Here is a 16,032-nt window from a genome sequence, read left to right on the forward strand (position 1 = left end):
GGTCACCTTAGGTTAAAGTGTCACCTTAACTTAAGATGCCAACACATTGACTGAAAAAGCTAAAACGCCAAGATTGAAGAAGAAGGCGAAGAGCCCCTGCATCAAGACCGCAAGGCGAATGCGCGTAGACGCCGTATCAAGATCGGCGGTTTGGCAGGTCATTCCGATGTTGAAGGCGAAATAAGCGAAATCCGCAAAGACCGGCTCGTCGCCTTCAGGAAAGGTGATGCCCCCCGCATCCTTCTCCTTGATCCGGTCATAGTAAAGATGGCCGTAATGAAAGGTGAAAAGGAGGTTGGCGAAAAGCCAAGCCAGCACCAGACTGCCCGCGATCAAAGCCGTCCCCCAGCCCGAAGCCTCGGCCACCAGCCGCCCCAAAGCCACTAAGATCACCACCAGCACCGCCACCGAGATCAAGAGCAGCAACAACCTGCCGCCGTCATCTCTGGCCGAGCGCGCGCGGGCGGCGATTGCAGCATCGCTGCGCCAAAGCGGAAAGGTCGAGGCGACGAAAACCAAAGCCCCGGCGTCAAAGCCTAAGATCAGCGCCAAGCTGGGCGGCAGCAGCGCCAGCAAGCCTAAGGATGTGCCTGCAAAGACCGTGAGAAAGGCCCAGAACCTGGGATGTTGCAGGCGGGTGAACGCAGCACGCATGGTACCTCGGGCGGCACGGGGCGGCCGATCTACCAGGCGAGAATGCCCTGCCTTGGCCCACGGCGCAATCGCCGAAAACCTTCACTGACTTGCGGTCACATTCCCCATCGGTGAACATGGGCGATCCTGAAGGAGCGCCCAATGACCACCTTGAAGCTGCGAATTTTGTTTGATGAGGCCATGCTGGGGCCAGGCAAGGCGCAGCTCTTGGAGGGCATCCGCGACACCGGCTCGATCGCGGCAGCTGGGCGGGTGATGGGGATGAGCTACAAGCGCGCTTGGTCTTTGGTGGAAGAGATGAATGCGGCTTGGGCCCTGCCTTTGGTCATCAGCGCGCGCGGCGGTCCGGGCGGTGGCGGGGCGCAGTTGACCGACGCCGGCGCCGAGGTTTTGCGGCTTTACCGCGAAGTGATGGCGCGCGCCGAGGCAGCGATTGCCGAGCCGGTGGCGGCTTTGGAGCAGATGCTAAAGCCCCGTGCGGAGGGCTGAGGGACGGTTTGGCCGTCCGATATGTCCACAAGAAAATATCGCTTGCCTAAACGGGATCGCCCAGTGATATGTTCCACGAGACATATCGAGGAGGCCCTATGTCCCGTTCCATTCTTATCACCGCGCTGGCCCTTGGGCTGGCGGCCCCTGCTGCTGCCGAGGAGGTGGTGGTCTTTGCCGCGGCCTCGATGAAGACCGCGCTCGACCAAGTGGCGAGCGACTTCCAAGAGCAGACCGGCCATCAGGTCGTAATCAGCTATGCTGGCTCCAACGCTTTGGCCAAGCAGATCATCGAAGGCGCGCCGGCGGATATTTTCGTCTCGGCGGCGGTGAACTGGATGGATGAGGTGGAAAAGGCCGGGCTGGTGGCCGAGGACAGCCGTAAGGATATGTTTTCCAACACTTTGGTGCTGGTCGCCCATGGCGATGCAGCCCCGGTTGAAATTGGACCGGATTTTGACCTGAAGGGGCTTTTGGCGGGCGGTAAGCTCTCGATGGCTTTGGTCGATGCCGTCCCTGCGGGCCAATATGGCAAAGCCTCGCTGGAAAGTCTTGGGGTTTGGGCGGCGGTTGAGCCTTCGGTGGCGCAGGCCGATAATGTGCGCGCCGCTTTGGCTTTGGTGGCCACCGGCGAGGCGCCTTACGGCATCGTTTATGCCACGGATGCGGTGGCGGAACCGGGTGTGAAAGTGGTGGGCACCTTCCCCGCCGAAAGTCACAAGCCGATCATCTATCCGGGCGCTTTGCTGACCGGCGCGCAGGATGCGGCGGATAAAGCGTTTTATGAGGCGATCACCTCGGACGCAGGCGATGCGATTTTCGCAAGCCAAGGCTTTGTGATCCTGAATTAACCCTTTAACCATAGCCCTATGACGGATTGGCTTTCACCTGAGGAATGGCGCGCGGTGACCTTGTCGCTGCGCGTCTCGGCCGTGGCGACAGTGGTCAGCCTACCTTTGGGCATTGCGGTGGCTTTGGCCTTGGCGCGGGGGCGGTTTCCGGGGCGGCAGCTTTTGAATGGACTGGTGCATCTGCCGCTGATCTTGCCGCCGGTGGTGACGGGCTATCTTCTCCTTCTGACCTTTGGTCGCAAGGGCTGGGTCGGGCAATGGCTGGACCAGTGGTTCGGGCTGGTCTTTGCCTTTCGCTGGACCGGGGCGGCGCTGGCGGCGGCGATCATGGCCTTTCCGCTGATGGTGCGCGCGATCCGGCTGGCGATTGAGGCGGTGGACCCAAAACTGGAACAGGCGGCTGCCACTTTGGGCGCGGGCCGCTTCATGGTGTTCCTGACCGTGACCCTGCCCCTGATCCTACCCGGTATTTTGGCGGGCACTATTCTGGCCTTTGCCAAGGCGATGGGCGAATTTGGCGCCACGATCACCTTTGTTTCGAACATTCCGGGCCAGACCCAGACGCTGCCTTCGGCGATTTACGCCTATATGCAGGTGCCGGGCGGCGATGCGCAGGCGGCGCGGCTGGTCTTGGTGGCGATCGTGATCGCGATGGCGGCGCTGCTGCTCTCTGAATGGATCAGCCGGGCGGTGGCGCGCAGGATTGCGGGCACATGACGCTGAGCTTGGATCTTTCGCACCGTTTTCAGGGCTTTACGCTGGAGGCGGCGTTTACTGCGCCCCCCGGGGTGACGGCGCTCTTTGGCCGCTCAGGCTCCGGGAAAACCACCTTGGTCAATGCGGTGGCGGGGCTGTTGCGGCCGGATCGTTTGCGGCTGTCGGTGGCGGGTGAGGTTTTGGCCGATACTACGGCGGGCATTTGGCAGCCTGCCCATCGCCGCCGCATCGGCTATGTCTTTCAAGATGCACGGCTTTTCCCGCATCTGACCGTGCGACAGAACCTGCTTTATGGCCGCTGGTTCGCGCCGAAATCGCCCGAAGCGGCGCAGGATTTCGACCGGATCGTCGCGCTTCTGGGCATTGGCGGGCTTTTGCAGCGCCGCCCCGGCGCGCTGTCGGGGGGCGAGCGGCAGCGGGTGGCCTTGGGCCGTGCGATCCTATCGCAGCCACGGATTTTGCTGATGGATGAACCGCTTGCTGCCTTGGATGAGGCGCGCAAGGCCGAGATCCTGCCCTATCTGGAGCAGCTCCGCGATGAGCTGGGCTTGCCGATCCTTTATGTCAGCCATTCGATGGCCGAGGTGGCGCGGCTGGCGACCACCGTGGTGCTTTTGGAAGCGGGCCGCGTCACGGCGGCGGGCCCGGTGGCCGTAATGTTGGCCCAGCCCGAACATGCGCAAAGCCTTGGCCTGCGCGAAGCGGGCGCCGTGCTGCAAGGCCAGATCGCGGCGCAAGAAGAGGACGGGTTGACCCGGATCAGCACCGAGGCCGGGCCTTTGTGGCTGCCAAGGGTTGCCGGCGAGCCGGGGCGCCCGCTTAGGCTGCGGATCCTCGCGCAAGATGTGATGCTGGCTTTGCAAGCGCCGCAGGGCCTTTCGGCACTGAACCACTTTGAATCGGTGGTCGAGGCGGTGCATCTTGGCGATGGCCCCGGTGCCATGGTGCGGCTGCGCGCGGGCGATGCGGCAGTGCTGGCGCGGATCACCGCGCGTTCGGCCAAGGCGATGGGCTTGCGGCCGGGGCTAAGGCTTCATGCGGTGCTAAAGGCGGTCTCGGTCGCGCAGGAAAACATCGGGCGCGGTGCTTAAGGGCCTGCCAGCAAGCGGCTGATCTCTAAGCGCAAATCTTGCAAGGCGAAGGGTTTGGCGATGAAGCCATCGGCCCCATTGACCTGCCCGCGCCGCCGCTGCGCCAGCGATCCGCTGGCCGTCATCATCAGCACTTTCACCGCCTGCATCTCAGGCTCTTGGCGCAGTTGCGCGCAGATCTCATAGCCCGAAAGCCCGGGCAGCATCACATCCAACAGCACCAGATCGGGCCGCATCTCGCGGATCTTGGCCAAAGCGCCGCGCCCATCAGCGATCCGCTCATGCGCATAGCCTTCACGCGTAAGGAGAAAGTCCAAGGCAAGCGCAATATGGTCCTCATCCTCGACCACCAGCACGCGGGCGGGACGGTGCGAAACCTTAGCCATGCGGCACCTTTGCTGGCCAGAAATGCAAGGGATCGGCGCAGAATTCTAGACCTGAGGCAGGCAATCGCTTAACCATCAACAGACCTTAATTTCAGGAACAGATATGACATTGCCGCAGCTTATTTTGGCCCAGTTGCAAGATCCGTTCCGGATCGTGCTGATCGTCGCGCTTGTCTTCACCATGCTGCGCACGCAAAGCCAGACCGGCACTTGGCTGCCTTTGGCGGCGGGGGTGGTCTTCGTCGCGGGGATCATTCCATCGACCTTCGGCAGCACCCTGCCCGAGCCGTTCTGGCTGCAATTTGGCACCGGCCTTGTGGCGAATGGGATTATTCTGGCGGTCGTTCTGGGTCTTTACGCGCTTTATCAGCGGATCAGCCAGCGCTAGAATGAAGATAGTCCGTGCCGGGAGCACCCCCCCGGCACGGGGTGACAGGTACCGAGATCAATCGGCGAAGATGTCTTTCTTATGGGTGTTGTTCGGCACGAAGATCGCGCCAATCACCAGCGTCATCACCGCAATGACGATCGCATACCAAAGGCCAGCGTAGATATTGCCAGACTGGGCCGAGATCGCGAAGGCGGTTGCCGGAAGCAGACCCCCGAACCAGCCGTTGCCGATGTGATAGGGCAGCGACAGGCCGGAATAGCGGATCCGGGTCGGGTAAAGCTCGACCAACATCGCCGCGATCGGGCCGTAAACCATCGTCACCAGAATGATAAGATAGGTCAGCGTCAGCACGATGGTCAGCTTTTGGCCGCTGAAGATGTCGAAGAAGTGGCTCGCCTTGGCGACGGTGGTGTTATCCGCCGCATTGATCGGGTAGCCCGCTGCGGTCAAAGCCGCGTTCAGTTCCCCATCAAAGCGCTTCTTCTCATCGGCCGCGTTTTCAGCCGAGCCCGAGTAGCCTGCGATCAGCGTCTCGCCCACTTTGACCGAAGCCACCGAGCCTGCCGGCGCCTCAACCGTGTCCGAGTTGGCCGAACGGGCGGTCAAACCGGCTTTGATGATGTCGCAAGAGTTGGTGAATTTGGCAGTGCCGACCGGGTTGAACTGGAACGAGCAGTCCGCCGGATCTGCGCTCACCACGATCGGGGTCTGATGCGCGTTGTAGAGCATCGGGTTGGCGGTGCTGGTCAGGAAGCCGAAGACCGGGAAATAGGTGATCGCGGCCAAGAGGCAACCGCCAAGGATGATCGGCTTACGGCCGATGCGGTCCGAGAGGCGACCGAAGAAGATGAAGCCATAGGTGCCAAGGATCAGCGACCAAGCCACGAAGACGTTGGCCGAGAAGCTGTCGACCTTCACCACGTTCTGCACGAAGAACAAAGCGTAGAACTGGCCCGAGTACCAAACCACGGCTTGGCCAGCGGTCAGACCGAAAAGCGCGATCAGAGCGATCTTGCCATTGCGCCAGTTGCCGAAGGCCTCACGCATCGGGGCTTTCGAGGCCGAACCCTCTTCCTTCATCTTTTTGAAGGCCGGGCTCTCATTCATCTGCATCCGAATGTAGAGCGAGACGATCAGCAGCACGATCGAGCCAAGGAAGGGAATGCGCCAGCCCCAAGCGTTGAAGGCCTTTTGCATCGCCGGAGCGCCGTCCGCGCCGATCACCGCAACCCCTGCGGCGTCAAGCACCGGCTGGTCGGGGTAATTGCCGTTCACATAGCCCTGCACCATCAAGATCACGACCAGCGAGAGCAAAAGGCCCAAGGTTGCCGTGGTCTGGATGAAAGCGGTGAAATAGCCGCGCTGGTTTTGCGGCGCGTGTTCGGCCACATAGACCGCCGCCCCGCCATATTCGCCGCCCAAGGCAAGGCCTTGCAACATGCGCAAAGCGATCAAGATGATCGGTGCCGCAATGCCCCATGAGTAGTAGTTGGGCAAAAGACCAACGATGAAGGTCGAGACGCCCATGATGACGATGGTCATCAAGAAGGTGTATTTCCGACCGATCAGGTCACCGAGCGAGCCGAAGACCAGCGCGCCGAAGGGGCGCACGATGAAGCCTGCCGCAAAGGCCAAAAGCGCAAAGACGTTGCGCGTGGCTTCTGGGAAGGGCGTGAAGAATTGCGCACCAATGATGGCGGCCAACGAGCCGTAAAGGTAGAAATCATACCATTCAAAGATCGTGCCCGCCGAAGAAGCAAGGATAACCTTCTTCTCCTCGCGGGTCATGGGACGCGAGCGCTCGCGCACGTCCGGCGTTGCATATGCCATCGTTTCCTCCTTTATCGCGGCCCGCGTTGATCGGCGGTGCCTTTCCTTCGTTCCCAGCCCCTTCTCTCGATCCGAGAGACAAGACCCCTCCATGCGGTGCAGCGCGCTGCACCGGTTCTTGCCGATACCGGCCCCCAAGGGGCCGTTATGTCGATATGGCTCTGCCCGGCTTTCAGGCGGACAAGTCCTCAGAACCCGGTGCAGAACATGCACCGACTATCCGGGTCACCCGCCTGCGGCGCGCGTCCCGTCTGTCACTGTCTTATGGTCTCTGTCACCCAAGGCTCCTCCTGCCCGGATGCAGTGTTCTTAAGCCGCCAATCGCTTTATGTTGGCGGTCTTTGCAGCGGGGCGGCTTACCGCCCGGCCACGGTTTATCTTTGCAACCCCTGATCTTGCGGGGCCTTCGCACGCGTCGTGAAGACGCGTGCCGCTCAACGTGCTGGCCTGGCCCACCTGCCCTGCCCCCAGTTGGGACAGGGTCTTGGCGGGCGCGGCAGCTTTCATCGGCTCAGCCCTTGTTCATGCGGTTGGCGATCAGCTCATCCACCACCGACGGATCGGCAAGGGTCGAGGTGTCGCCAAGGGCGGCAAAGTCATTTTCAGCGATCTTGCGCAGGATGCGGCGCATGATCTTGCCCGAGCGGGTTTTCGGCAGGCCCGGCGCCCATTGCAGAAGGTCGGGCTTGGCAATCGGGCCGATCTCATTGCGCACGAATGCCTCAAGCTCTTTACGCAGCGCGTCCGAAGGCTCGACGCCCTTCATCAGCGTGACATAGGCGTAGATCCCCTGCCCCTTGATGTCATGCGGGTAGCCCACGACGGCGGCTTCGGCGACCTTTTCATGGGCGACAAGGGCGGATTCCACCTCGGCGGTGCCCATCCGGTGTCCCGAGACGTTGATCACGTCATCGACCCGGCCGGTGATCCAGTAATAGCCATCGCCGTCGCGGCGGCAGCCGTCGCCGGTGAAGTAATAGCCTTTGTATTGGCTGAAATAGGCCTCCATGAAGCGGTCATGGTCACCCCAAAGCGTGCGCATTTGGCCGGGCCAGCTGTCGGCGATGCAAAGCACGCCCTCGGCTTCCGTCGCCTCTTGCACCACGGCGGTCGACGCATCGAGCACCACCGGCTTCACGCCGAAGAAGGGCAAGGTGGCCGAGCCGGGTTTGGTTGGCATCGCCCCTGGCAAGGGAGTGATCAAATGGCCGCCGGTTTCGGTCTGCCAGAAGGTATCCACAATCGGGCAGCGCCCCTTGCCAACATGGGTGTTGTACCAGTTCCAGGCCTCGGGGTTGATCGGCTCACCCACGGTGCCAAGAAGCTTCAGCGAGGAAAGGTCATATTTCTCAACCCATTCAGAACCAAGACCCATCAGGCTGCGGATCGCGGTGGGCGCGGTGTAGAACTGGTTCACTTTGTGCTTTTCGCAGACCGCCCAGAAGCGCCCAGCATCGGGATAGGTCGGCACGCCTTCGAACATCACCGTGGTCGCGCCATTCGCCAGCGGGCCATAGATGATATAGCTGTGGCCGGTGACCCAACCCACATCCGCCGTGCACCAATAGATGTCGCCATCATGGTAATCGAAGGTCATCTGATGCGTCAGCGCGGCGTAAACCAGATAGCCACCCGAGCTGTGCACCACGCCTTTTGGCTTACCGGTCGAGCCCGAAGTGTAGAGGATAAAGAGCGGATCCTCGGCCCCCATCTCGACGTAAGGACAATAGGGTTTGGCGGCTGCCATCTCTTGGCGCAGGTCTACATCGCGGCCATCGACCCAAGAGATCTGATCGCCGGTGTGCTTGACCACCAGACATTTCACCCGGTCACTGCAATGCAGCAAAGCCTTGTCGGCATTGTCCTTCAGCGCGGTTTTCTTGCCGCCACGCGGCGCGAAATCGGCGGTGATCAGGATCTTGGCATCGGAATCGTTGATGCGATTGGCCAAAGCATCCGGCGAGAAGCCGGCAAAGACGATAGAGTGGATCGCGCCGATCCGTGCGCAGGCCAGCATCGCATAGGCGGCCTCGGGGATCATCGGCAGGTAAAGCACCACACGGTCGCCGCGCTTCACGCCTTGGGCTTTCAGCACATTGGCCAGCCGCGAGGTCTGCTCCAAGAGCTGGGTATAGGTGATGTGCTGCGCCGGAGCATTGGGATCATCCGGCTCCCAAATGATCGCGGTTTGCTGGGCGCGGGTGATCATATGGCGATCAATGCAGTTGGCCGAGATGTTCAACGTGCCATCTTCGAACCATTTGATCGAGACATCGGGCGTGTTGAAATTGGTGTCTTTCACCTTGGTGAAGGGTTTGATCCAATCAATGCGCTGCGCCTCATTGGCCCAGAAGGCCTGCGGATCGGCCACCGAGGCCTGATAGCGCCGGGCATATTCCGTGGCATCCACATGGGCCCCTGCTACAACTTCGCTCGAGGCAGCATACATGCCCTTGGCATCCGGCTTGATCGTCATTCGTCTCTCCCTTCGCACCGCAGCTGTCAGATGGCGTCCCAACTGAAGCGAAGACTGCGGGCACTCCTCACGTAGAAGGGCAGCTTAGCGCAGCGTCAATTTATTGATAACCCCTTTTGTTGGCATAATAATTTTGTAAATTACTTTTCGAATTGACGAAATTATCTGTCAATTCAATTTACAGTTGCGGCATTTTTTTAAGGTTTCCAAGCCCCTGCTCTGCGCAAGGCGCACAGGCGGGCTTTGGCCATCAAGATCGCCCTTTGATGGCCGCAAAGCCCGCTGAAGAAAGCCGAAGCCAATAGCAAGACAGGCAGCGCTTTGCCTGCAAACCACCCGAATCACGCAAAGGCCCCGCCTAAAAGCCAGCAAAGCGTGCGGTTTTACTGCCGTGCGATGGCGATCAATTCGATGATGGAGCGCAAGCCGAGCTTCTCCAAGATCCGCGCGCGGTGATGGTCCACGGTGCGCGGGCTGATCCCCAGATAGGCCGCAATTTCCTTGCTTGAGGTTTCGGCAGGCCGCTCAACAATCCGCTCGACGATCTCCAATTCTCGCGCGGTGAGACGGTTGAACATCTCGCGCCGCTGCTGCCCAGCTTGACGAGCGGCTTGTTGGCGTCTGGCGATCTCAAGCGCGGCATCAATCCGTTCAATCAAAGCGGCCTGGCGGAAGGGTTTTTCCAAAAAATCCACCGCGCCGCCCTTGATGGCTTGCACGGATTCCGGCACGCCGCCATGTCCGGTGATGAAGATCACCGGCAGATCCGAGCCGATCTTGTTAAGATGGGCCTGCAGCTCCAGCCCGTTCATCTCGGGCATGCCGTAATCAAGCACCAGACAGCCGTAGCGGTCGGGGTTAAAGGCGGTCAAAAACGAGGCAGCCGAGGCATGCACATCCACGCGGTAGCCGCGTGTCGTCAAAGCGCGCGAGAGCGACATCCGGATCGCTTCGTCATCATCCACCACATAGACCGTCAATTCTTCCTCAGCCATTTGCTGCGCACCCGCCTTTCCCAAACGCGGCAAGGCGGTGACTGGTTCCCTGGCGCCCAGCGCCCAAGTGGCTCCATTTGGCCCCATCTGCGCTGGTTTTGCCTGTCATGGCCAGTTTTCCTCTTCTGCTCTGAAAATGACTAAGCTTCACCCTTGCCCCCTTCGCGATCAATCGGTGTGCAGGGCACGGTGAAGCGGAAGGTCGAGCCCCTGCCCGGCGCGGATTCGTACCAGATCCGACCGCCATTCGTTTCCACCATCGATTTACAAATCGAGAGGCCCAATCCCATACCACCGCGCTTGGTGGTCTCATATTGCGTAAAGGGGCTAAGGTTGGCAGGCATGCCCGGACCATTGTCTTGCACCATGATGGTGATTTCGCCCGAGCTGGCGGTGGCTGCCAGAAGTATACGCCGCTCACTGTCCTCTTCCGCGGCCAGTGCCTCGATCGCATTGCGCAAAAGATTGACCATGACTTGCGCCAATTGCACACGATTGCCCCAAGCCTGCGGCAGATCTACGGGCAGGTGGCGGTCGATCAGAACCCCGGTATCGGCGAGTTCGGCTTGCAACAGATGCAAGGTCTGGTCGATCAGCTCGCCAATATCAAAGCCCACCCGCGCGCCTTCGTCCTTGCGGATAAAGGTGCGCAGAGCATGGATAATCTGCCCCGCCCGCAGGGATTGGCGTTCGATCTCTTGCAAGACAACGCGCAATTCGGTGCCATCGCTGTCCTCAAGGTTTGACAGCAAAAGCGCGGTATCGGCGTTTTGCGCGATGGCGGTCAGGGGCTGGTTCAATTCATGCGCCAAACCCGTCGCCATTTGGCCCATCGTATTGATCCGCGCCAAATGCGACAGATCGCGGTTCAACTGCTCAATCCGCGCCTCTTTTTCACGGGTGGCGGTGATGTCGTCGATGGTCAGCATCACATGAAGCGCATTGCCATTCCCATCGCGGATCAAATTGCCATTGACCGAGACCCAGATCGACTCGCCAGTTTTGCGCAAGAGTCGCAGGTCGCGATTGACCGCAAAATCGCGCCGCCCATCCGCCTGCACCGGCCAGATCACCGAGACATCGCCGGTCCCAAGATCGGCCATCGTGAGCCCCTGCAGCTCCTCGGCGGTGTAGCCGGTGATCTCGGTGAAGCGCGGATTTACGCGCAAGAAGGCGCCGCAATGCGAGGCAAGTTGCGCCATACCCAAAGAGGAAAGCTCAAAGGTGCGGCCATATTCATGCTCCGCCTGCCGCCGCGCCGCGATTTGCTGCACCAAGGCTTCGTTGGCCCGTTCTAGCTCTTGATAGGTGCGCGGCATCGGCGCATTGGGTGCCACCTCGCCTTGCGAGATCAGCGCCGAGCGGATGGCGAAGGCCCGCACCGGCTTATGGATATAATGCGCCAATGCCAGACCGCTGACACCAGTGATCACCGCCACAAGCGCGGCGATCAAAATGTTATCCTTACGGTTTTCCTTGATGACACTGGTGAAATCATCCTCGGGCGCATAGACGGCAATGGTCCAAGGCAATCGCTTGCTGCCCATCGGCATCACCGTGCCAACATAGCGCGCGCCGTTGTAGGTGAATTGCGTCTTGGTCTCTTCAGCGACATGCACTTGCCCATCGCTCAACAGCCCGCCAAAGGCGGCGCGCGCGATCGGATCATCAAGTTCAGCCAGATGCGAGAAACGCAAAGAGCCATCGTCTTTTCGGATCCGCAGCAGCTCTTTGTCGGGATGGGCGATCACATCGCCGTTGCTGTTCAGGATGAAGGCGCGACCGTGGGTGCCGATCTTCAACCCCGCAAGGAAGTCCGAGATGCGACTGATCTCGATATCAACGCCGATCACACCGCGCACCACCCGGTCATTGCGGGTGGACTGACCGCTTTCGCGCACCGGAGCGGCCAGAGTGATGCCGGGGTGCTGGCTGGTGAAGAAGATATAAGGATCGGTCCAGATCGTGTTTCGCTGGTCGCGCGCCATTTGATACCAAGGCCGCGTGCGCGGATCATATGGATCATCGGGATCCAGCTCGCGCTTCACCTCACGAAAACCGGTGGTGCGCCAGATCAGCTCAACCTTTCGCACACCATTTTCATGGGTGATGACTTTGGTCTGAAAAGCCCCCGGCCCTTCGGGTGCGCGCATCACCATAACAAAGTCGCCATTCTCGCCGCCGTAATAGATCCCGGCAAAATGCGGCGCGATCAAAAGGTGCTGGAACAAAAGCTGCTCCAGCTGGTCCGGGTCATCGCTGGCGATCACGCGGTTCTGCGCCAACCGTGCGGCCAATTCAGCCGCCCCCTCTGCGGGACTGAGAAAGCTGCGCGCATGTTCAATCGTTCCAGCACCCACATCGCTGAGAAGGTCGCGTGCATGGCGGATCAGCGCCTGCTCTGAGGTGACATAGGACGAAGAGACCACCACCAAAACGGCCAGAAACTGCAGTCCAGCCAGACCGATTGCCAAAAGAAGGCCTAGGGAAGTTTTCAAGGCGCGTCCTGCATTTAATGGCGCCCGCGCTAGGCCCAAACGCCAAAGAGACGGCAAAGGTTCAAGGGGCGATCAGATATGTCTAGCAAAAGCCGGTAATGAGGCAAGGGCAGGCCCGCGCATATAGGCATATTTGCCTAGGCAGTGATGACAATTTACCAAAAGCTTATGAAGGCGCAAATAAAGCTCGTGACCAGTTGGATCCGCGACCTCTCCCCTCTGGTGATGGAAATTTGCGGATAGAGTGTAGTTTTACGAGTTCTGCGTGCGAGCGCCCGCCGGCATCGCGCGCCCGGCCGGCGAAGGGCCCCCCCTTCACCGGCCGGTTGGTTCTCCTCACTGGCATTCCTCCCGTTAGACGCTAGACTTCAAGCCAGCCCTCGGTCATGGTCGCGAGCTCATCGCAAGCGTCCGCATCGCCGCTGCATATTCGGCTTGGCCTTGGCTGCCAGTGCCGCGTGAGCGCCCTGCTGCGGCCTTTGATCATTCGGGACCAGCCCATGCTGCGCGCATTCTTCTCGTATTATCGGCCGCATATGGGGCTTTTCTTTCTCGACTTCGGCTCGGCCGTGCTGTCGGGGATTTTGGAGCTGTCCTTCCCGCTTGCCATCACCGCCTTCATCGACCGACTTTTGCCGATGGGGGATTGGAGCCTGACCATCGCCGCGGCCATCGGTCTTTTGGCGATCTATGCCGTGAACACCTTGCTGATGATTATTGTGATCTATTGGGGTCACAAGCTGGGCATCGAGATTGAAACCGAGATGCGCCGTCGCGCCTTTTCTCATCTTACCCGGCTCAGCTGGCGCTGGTTTGACCGCGCCCGCACCGGCAAGCTGGTGGCCCGCGTCACCCGCGACCTTGAGGAGATTGGCGAGGTTGCCCATCACGGACCAGAAGATCTTTTCATCGCCGTAATGACCTTCGTAGGCGCCTTTATCCTGATGCTGACCCTGCATCCGGTGCTGGCAATCACCACCGCTGTCATTGTGCCAGCAACGATTTGGATCGTGGTGATCTATGGCGCGCGCATGACCAAGGCTTGGCAAGAGATTTACGCACGGGTTGGGCATTTCAACGTGCGGCTGGAAGAAACCGTTGGTGGTATCCGAATTGTCCAAGCCTTTGCCAATGAACGGCATGAAGCGAAATTGTTCGAAAAAGACAATTTCGCCTATCGCGAGACCAAACTCGAGGCTTATAGCGTTATGGCGAAATCCACCGCCATTCACTATATGGGCCTGCGCTTTGTGCAGGTCATTGTGATGGTTCTGGGCGCAGGATTTGTGCTTGAGGGCAGCCTCACCACCGGTGCCTTTGTCGGCTTTTTGCTGTTGGTCAATGTGTTCTTCCGCCCGCTCGACAAGATTGCTGCGGTGATCGACAGCTACCCACGCGGCATTGCTGGATTCCGCCGTTACCAAGAACTTTTGGCCACTGAGCCCGAGATCTCCGACAGTGCCGAGGCCCGCCCGGCGCCGATGCTGCAAGGCCAGATCGCCTTTGAAAATGTCTCGTTTTCTTATGACGAAAGCCGCCCCGTGCTGCTTAACGTCTCGCTTCAGGTCCGCCCCGGCGAGACCGTGGCCTTTGTCGGCCCCTCGGGCGCGGGCAAGTCCACTTTGCTTGCTTTGTTGCCACGTTTTTACGAACCCACGCGCGGTCAGATCACCGTGGACGGGCTGCCATTGGCCGCCATGACCTTGGAATCTTTACGCAATCAGGTGGGCATCGTCAGCCAAGATGTCTTCCTTTTCGGCACCACATTGCGCGAAAATATCGGTTATGGCCGTCTTGGTGCCAGCGATGCCGAGATCCTTGCTGCAGCGGAGAAAGCCCAACTTGGCCCGATGATTGCGCAGTTGCCGGACGGGCTTGACACGATGTGTGGCGAGCGCGGGGTGATGCTGTCGGGCGGGCAAAAACAGCGCGTCGCCATCGCACGCGCCTTTTTGAAAAACCCACCCATCCTTATCTTGGACGAGGCCACCTCGGCCTTGGACTCTGAGACCGAGCGCGAAATTCAAGCCGCGCTTGAGGCTTTGTCGCAAGGCCGCACCACCTTGGTCATCGCACATCGCTTAGGGACCATCCGCACCGCCGATCGCATTGTTGTGATGGAAAGCGGCTCTGTGGTGGAAACGGGCACCCACGAAGATCTTATCGCGCAAGGTGGACTTTACGCCCGACTGGCGCGTTAACGCCCATCGCAAGACGCTTAATAAGCGGTGAAGGGCTATTCGAAAAAGCCAAAACGGCGAGACCACGCCCCGCGCAACTTGTGGCAGAACAGATCATTTGCGGGCACAAAATCGCTCCTTATATCTGCCCAATTTCAGACCTAACGTTGCGCAGATGTGCGAAAACCCGCAGCAATCGCGCAACTTTGCGCGCCAATGGTAGTTGACGTAGCTGCCGCATTGCCGCAGGCAGAGTAGGACATCCGCCGATCAGCGGCGCCCAGAACCTTCTTCCGGAGCATTATATGTACAAGCGGCTTATCATTGCGATCGTCCTCTTGGGGATTGTGGGAGGGGGGATCGTCTGGTTCAAATATTTCCGCGACGATATGATTGCCCAATTCTTGGGAGGCATGGTTCCGCCCCCGACCCCGGTCACCACCGAAACGCTTGAAAGCGTTACCTGGCAACCCGGCATCGAAGCCGTTGGCACCGCCCTTTCGGCGCGTGGGGTGGATCTGGCCATTGAATCGAGCGGCATGGTCGAAGACGTGCTCTTTGCGGGCAATGATGAGATCAAAGAAGGCCAGCGCCTTGTGCAGATCAATTCCGCCAGCGAACTGGCTGCTTTGGAAGCCGCGAAAGCCGCTTTGAACGTGGCGGTCGCCGATGCCAATCGCGCCAAAACCTTGGCCGGTCGCGGCGTGGGTGCGGCCAATACCGTCGAAAGCGCCGAAGCGCAGGTGGAAAGCGTCCGGGCGCAACTGGCTCAGCTGCAAACCCAGTTGGACCAAAAGCTGCTGACCGCGCCCTTTGATGGCGTCATCGGCATTCCGCGTGTTGAGGTTGGTCAGTATGTCTCGGCCGGCATGATCTTTGCCACGCTGCAAGACCTCAGCAATATGCGCGTCGATTTCTCGGTGCCCGAACAGCAGATCGGCGATCTGACCTTGGGCGGCACAATCACCGTTGCGACCGAGGTTGGCGGCTTCTCGGCCACCGGCACCATCATCGCGGTTGAGCCGCGCGTTGATGCCAATTCGCGGATGGTACTGGTGCGGGCCGAGGTGCAGAACCCCTCGGGCCAGCTTTACCCCGGCCAATTCCTGCGCGTCCGCATTGATCTGCCGCAAGAAGATGGCGTGATCGCTGTGCCGCAAACGGCTGTCAGCTCTACCCTTTATGGCGACACGATCTATGTCTTGCGTGCCGGCGAAGCGGCAGAGGAATACACCGCCGAGCAGGTCTTCGTCACCATCGGCCGCCGCTCTGGCGGGCGCATCGAAGTGGTAGACGGGCTGCAGGCCGGCGATCAGATCGTCACCTCGGGCCAAAACCGTCTGACGCCGGGTGCACGGGTGAAGATCGACAATTCGGTCAAAATCGACGCGGTTTCGACCAATGAGCCCGCAACCGAGGCCCCCGAAACTGAAGCACCGGCCGAAGCGGCCCCCGCTGCACAAGAGTGAGGGCA

At 60.1% G+C, this 16,032-nt stretch carries 13 protein-coding genes; 7 read left to right on the plus strand and 6 right to left on the minus strand.

Features of this window, described 5'->3' with window-relative positions:
• Positions 1–30: 30 nt before the first annotated feature.
• Positions 31–654, minus strand: coding sequence for a DUF1345 domain-containing protein (locus Q9295_RS11700; protein WP_306680756.1), 624 nt, complete (start codon positions 652–654; stop codon positions 31–33).
• Positions 655–795: 141 nt separating this feature from the next.
• Here Q9295_RS11700 and Q9295_RS11705 point away from each other — a divergent pair, with 141 nt between their 5' ends.
• The 4 genes from Q9295_RS11705 to modC all read left to right on the plus strand — a co-directional run bounded on the left by Q9295_RS11705 (position 796) and on the right by modC (position 3,802).
• On the plus strand, positions 796–1,143 hold the full coding sequence (locus Q9295_RS11705) for a winged helix-turn-helix domain-containing protein (RefSeq protein ID WP_306680757.1): 348 nt from the start codon (positions 796–798) through the stop codon (positions 1,141–1,143).
• A 98-nt stretch (positions 1,144–1,241) separates the two neighbouring features.
• Positions 1,242–1,994: a molybdate ABC transporter substrate-binding protein gene (gene modA, locus Q9295_RS11710; protein ID WP_306680758.1), complete on the plus strand. Its 753-nt coding sequence runs from the start codon at positions 1,242–1,244 to the stop codon at positions 1,992–1,994.
• Between the two features lie 18 nt (positions 1,995–2,012).
• Entirely contained in the window at positions 2,013–2,711 is a 699-nt protein-coding gene (gene modB / locus Q9295_RS11715; protein WP_306680759.1) for a molybdate ABC transporter permease subunit, read from the plus strand.
• Positions 2,708–3,802 (plus strand): molybdenum ABC transporter ATP-binding protein, encoded by a 1,095-nt coding sequence (modC, locus tag Q9295_RS11720; RefSeq protein WP_306680760.1) that lies wholly within the window; start codon positions 2,708–2,710, stop codon positions 3,800–3,802. Before modB ends, modC begins: the two co-directional genes overlap by 4 nt.
• Here the strand turns inward: modC and Q9295_RS11725 are convergent.
• On the minus strand, positions 3,799–4,188 hold the full coding sequence (locus tag Q9295_RS11725; RefSeq protein ID WP_306680761.1) for a response regulator transcription factor: 390 nt from the start codon (positions 4,186–4,188) through the stop codon (positions 3,799–3,801). The genes modC and Q9295_RS11725 overlap by 4 nt on opposite strands.
• A 103-nt stretch (positions 4,189–4,291) precedes the next feature.
• Here Q9295_RS11725 and Q9295_RS11730 point away from each other — a divergent pair, with 103 nt between their 5' ends.
• Entirely contained in the window at positions 4,292–4,576 is a 285-nt protein-coding gene (locus Q9295_RS11730; protein ID WP_306680762.1) for a hypothetical protein, read from the plus strand.
• Positions 4,577–4,633: 57 nt separating this feature from the next.
• On the opposite strand, the gene Q9295_RS11735 is transcribed toward Q9295_RS11730, so the two are convergent.
• The 4 genes from Q9295_RS11735 to Q9295_RS11750 all read right to left on the minus strand — a co-directional run bounded on the left by Q9295_RS11735 (position 4,634) and on the right by Q9295_RS11750 (position 12,378).
• A complete protein-coding gene (locus Q9295_RS11735; protein WP_306680763.1) occupies positions 4,634–6,409 on the minus strand; it encodes an MFS transporter in 1,776 nt (591 codons plus the stop codon).
• 511 nt (positions 6,410–6,920) lie between these two features.
• Positions 6,921–8,885, minus strand: coding sequence for an acetate--CoA ligase (gene acs, locus Q9295_RS11740; protein ID WP_306680764.1), 1,965 nt, complete (start codon positions 8,883–8,885; stop codon positions 6,921–6,923).
• A gap of 383 nt (positions 8,886–9,268) precedes the next feature.
• Positions 9,269–9,880 (minus strand): response regulator transcription factor, encoded by a 612-nt coding sequence (locus Q9295_RS11745; RefSeq protein ID WP_306680765.1) that lies wholly within the window; start codon positions 9,878–9,880, stop codon positions 9,269–9,271.
• Positions 9,881–10,020: 140 nt separating this feature from the next.
• Positions 10,021–12,378, minus strand: coding sequence for an ATP-binding protein (locus tag Q9295_RS11750; RefSeq protein WP_306680766.1), 2,358 nt, complete (start codon positions 12,376–12,378; stop codon positions 10,021–10,023).
• Positions 12,379–12,878: 500 nt separating this feature from the next.
• On the opposite strand from Q9295_RS11750, the gene Q9295_RS11755 reads away from it, so the two are divergent.
• Entirely contained in the window at positions 12,879–14,579 is a 1,701-nt protein-coding gene (locus Q9295_RS11755) for an ABC transporter ATP-binding protein (protein WP_306680767.1), read from the plus strand.
• Between the two features lie 284 nt (positions 14,580–14,863).
• Positions 14,864–16,027, plus strand: a complete 1,164-nt coding sequence (locus Q9295_RS11760) for an efflux RND transporter periplasmic adaptor subunit (RefSeq protein WP_306680768.1) — start codon at positions 14,864–14,866, stop codon at positions 16,025–16,027.
• The last annotated feature ends 5 nt before the right edge of the window (positions 16,028–16,032 follow it).

This window comes from Pseudogemmobacter lacusdianii (assembly GCF_030848395.1).
Classification (GTDB): Bacteria; Pseudomonadota; Alphaproteobacteria; order Rhodobacterales; family Rhodobacteraceae; genus Pseudogemmobacter; species Pseudogemmobacter lacusdianii.

Bases quoted from the DNA above. Each gene is read 5' to 3' on its own strand.
- Q9295_RS11700 (WP_306680756.1), bottom strand. From the start codon at position 654: ATGCGTGCTGCGTTCACCCGCCTGCAACATCCCAGGTTCTGGGCCTTT.
- modC (WP_306680760.1), top strand. From the start codon at position 2,708: ATGACGCTGAGCTTGGATCTTTCGCACCGTTTTCAGGGCTTTACGCTG.
- Q9295_RS11755 (WP_306680767.1), top strand. From the start codon at position 12,879: ATGCTGCGCGCATTCTTCTCGTATTATCGGCCGCATATGGGGCTTTTC.
- Q9295_RS11745 (WP_306680765.1), bottom strand. From the start codon at position 9,880: ATGGCTGAGGAAGAATTGACGGTCTATGTGGTGGATGATGACGAAGCG.
- Q9295_RS11725 (WP_306680761.1), bottom strand. From the start codon at position 4,188: ATGGCTAAGGTTTCGCACCGTCCCGCCCGCGTGCTGGTGGTCGAGGAT.
- Q9295_RS11735 (WP_306680763.1), bottom strand. From the start codon at position 6,409: ATGGCATATGCAACGCCGGACGTGCGCGAGCGCTCGCGTCCCATGACC.
- Q9295_RS11760 (WP_306680768.1), top strand. From the start codon at position 14,864: ATGTACAAGCGGCTTATCATTGCGATCGTCCTCTTGGGGATTGTGGGA.
- Q9295_RS11730 (WP_306680762.1), top strand. From the start codon at position 4,292: ATGACATTGCCGCAGCTTATTTTGGCCCAGTTGCAAGATCCGTTCCGG.
- acs (WP_306680764.1), bottom strand. From the start codon at position 8,885: ATGACGATCAAGCCGGATGCCAAGGGCATGTATGCTGCCTCGAGCGAA.
- modA (WP_306680758.1), top strand. From the start codon at position 1,242: ATGTCCCGTTCCATTCTTATCACCGCGCTGGCCCTTGGGCTGGCGGCC.
- modB (WP_306680759.1), top strand. From the start codon at position 2,013: ATGACGGATTGGCTTTCACCTGAGGAATGGCGCGCGGTGACCTTGTCG.
- Q9295_RS11705 (WP_306680757.1), top strand. From the start codon at position 796: ATGACCACCTTGAAGCTGCGAATTTTGTTTGATGAGGCCATGCTGGGG.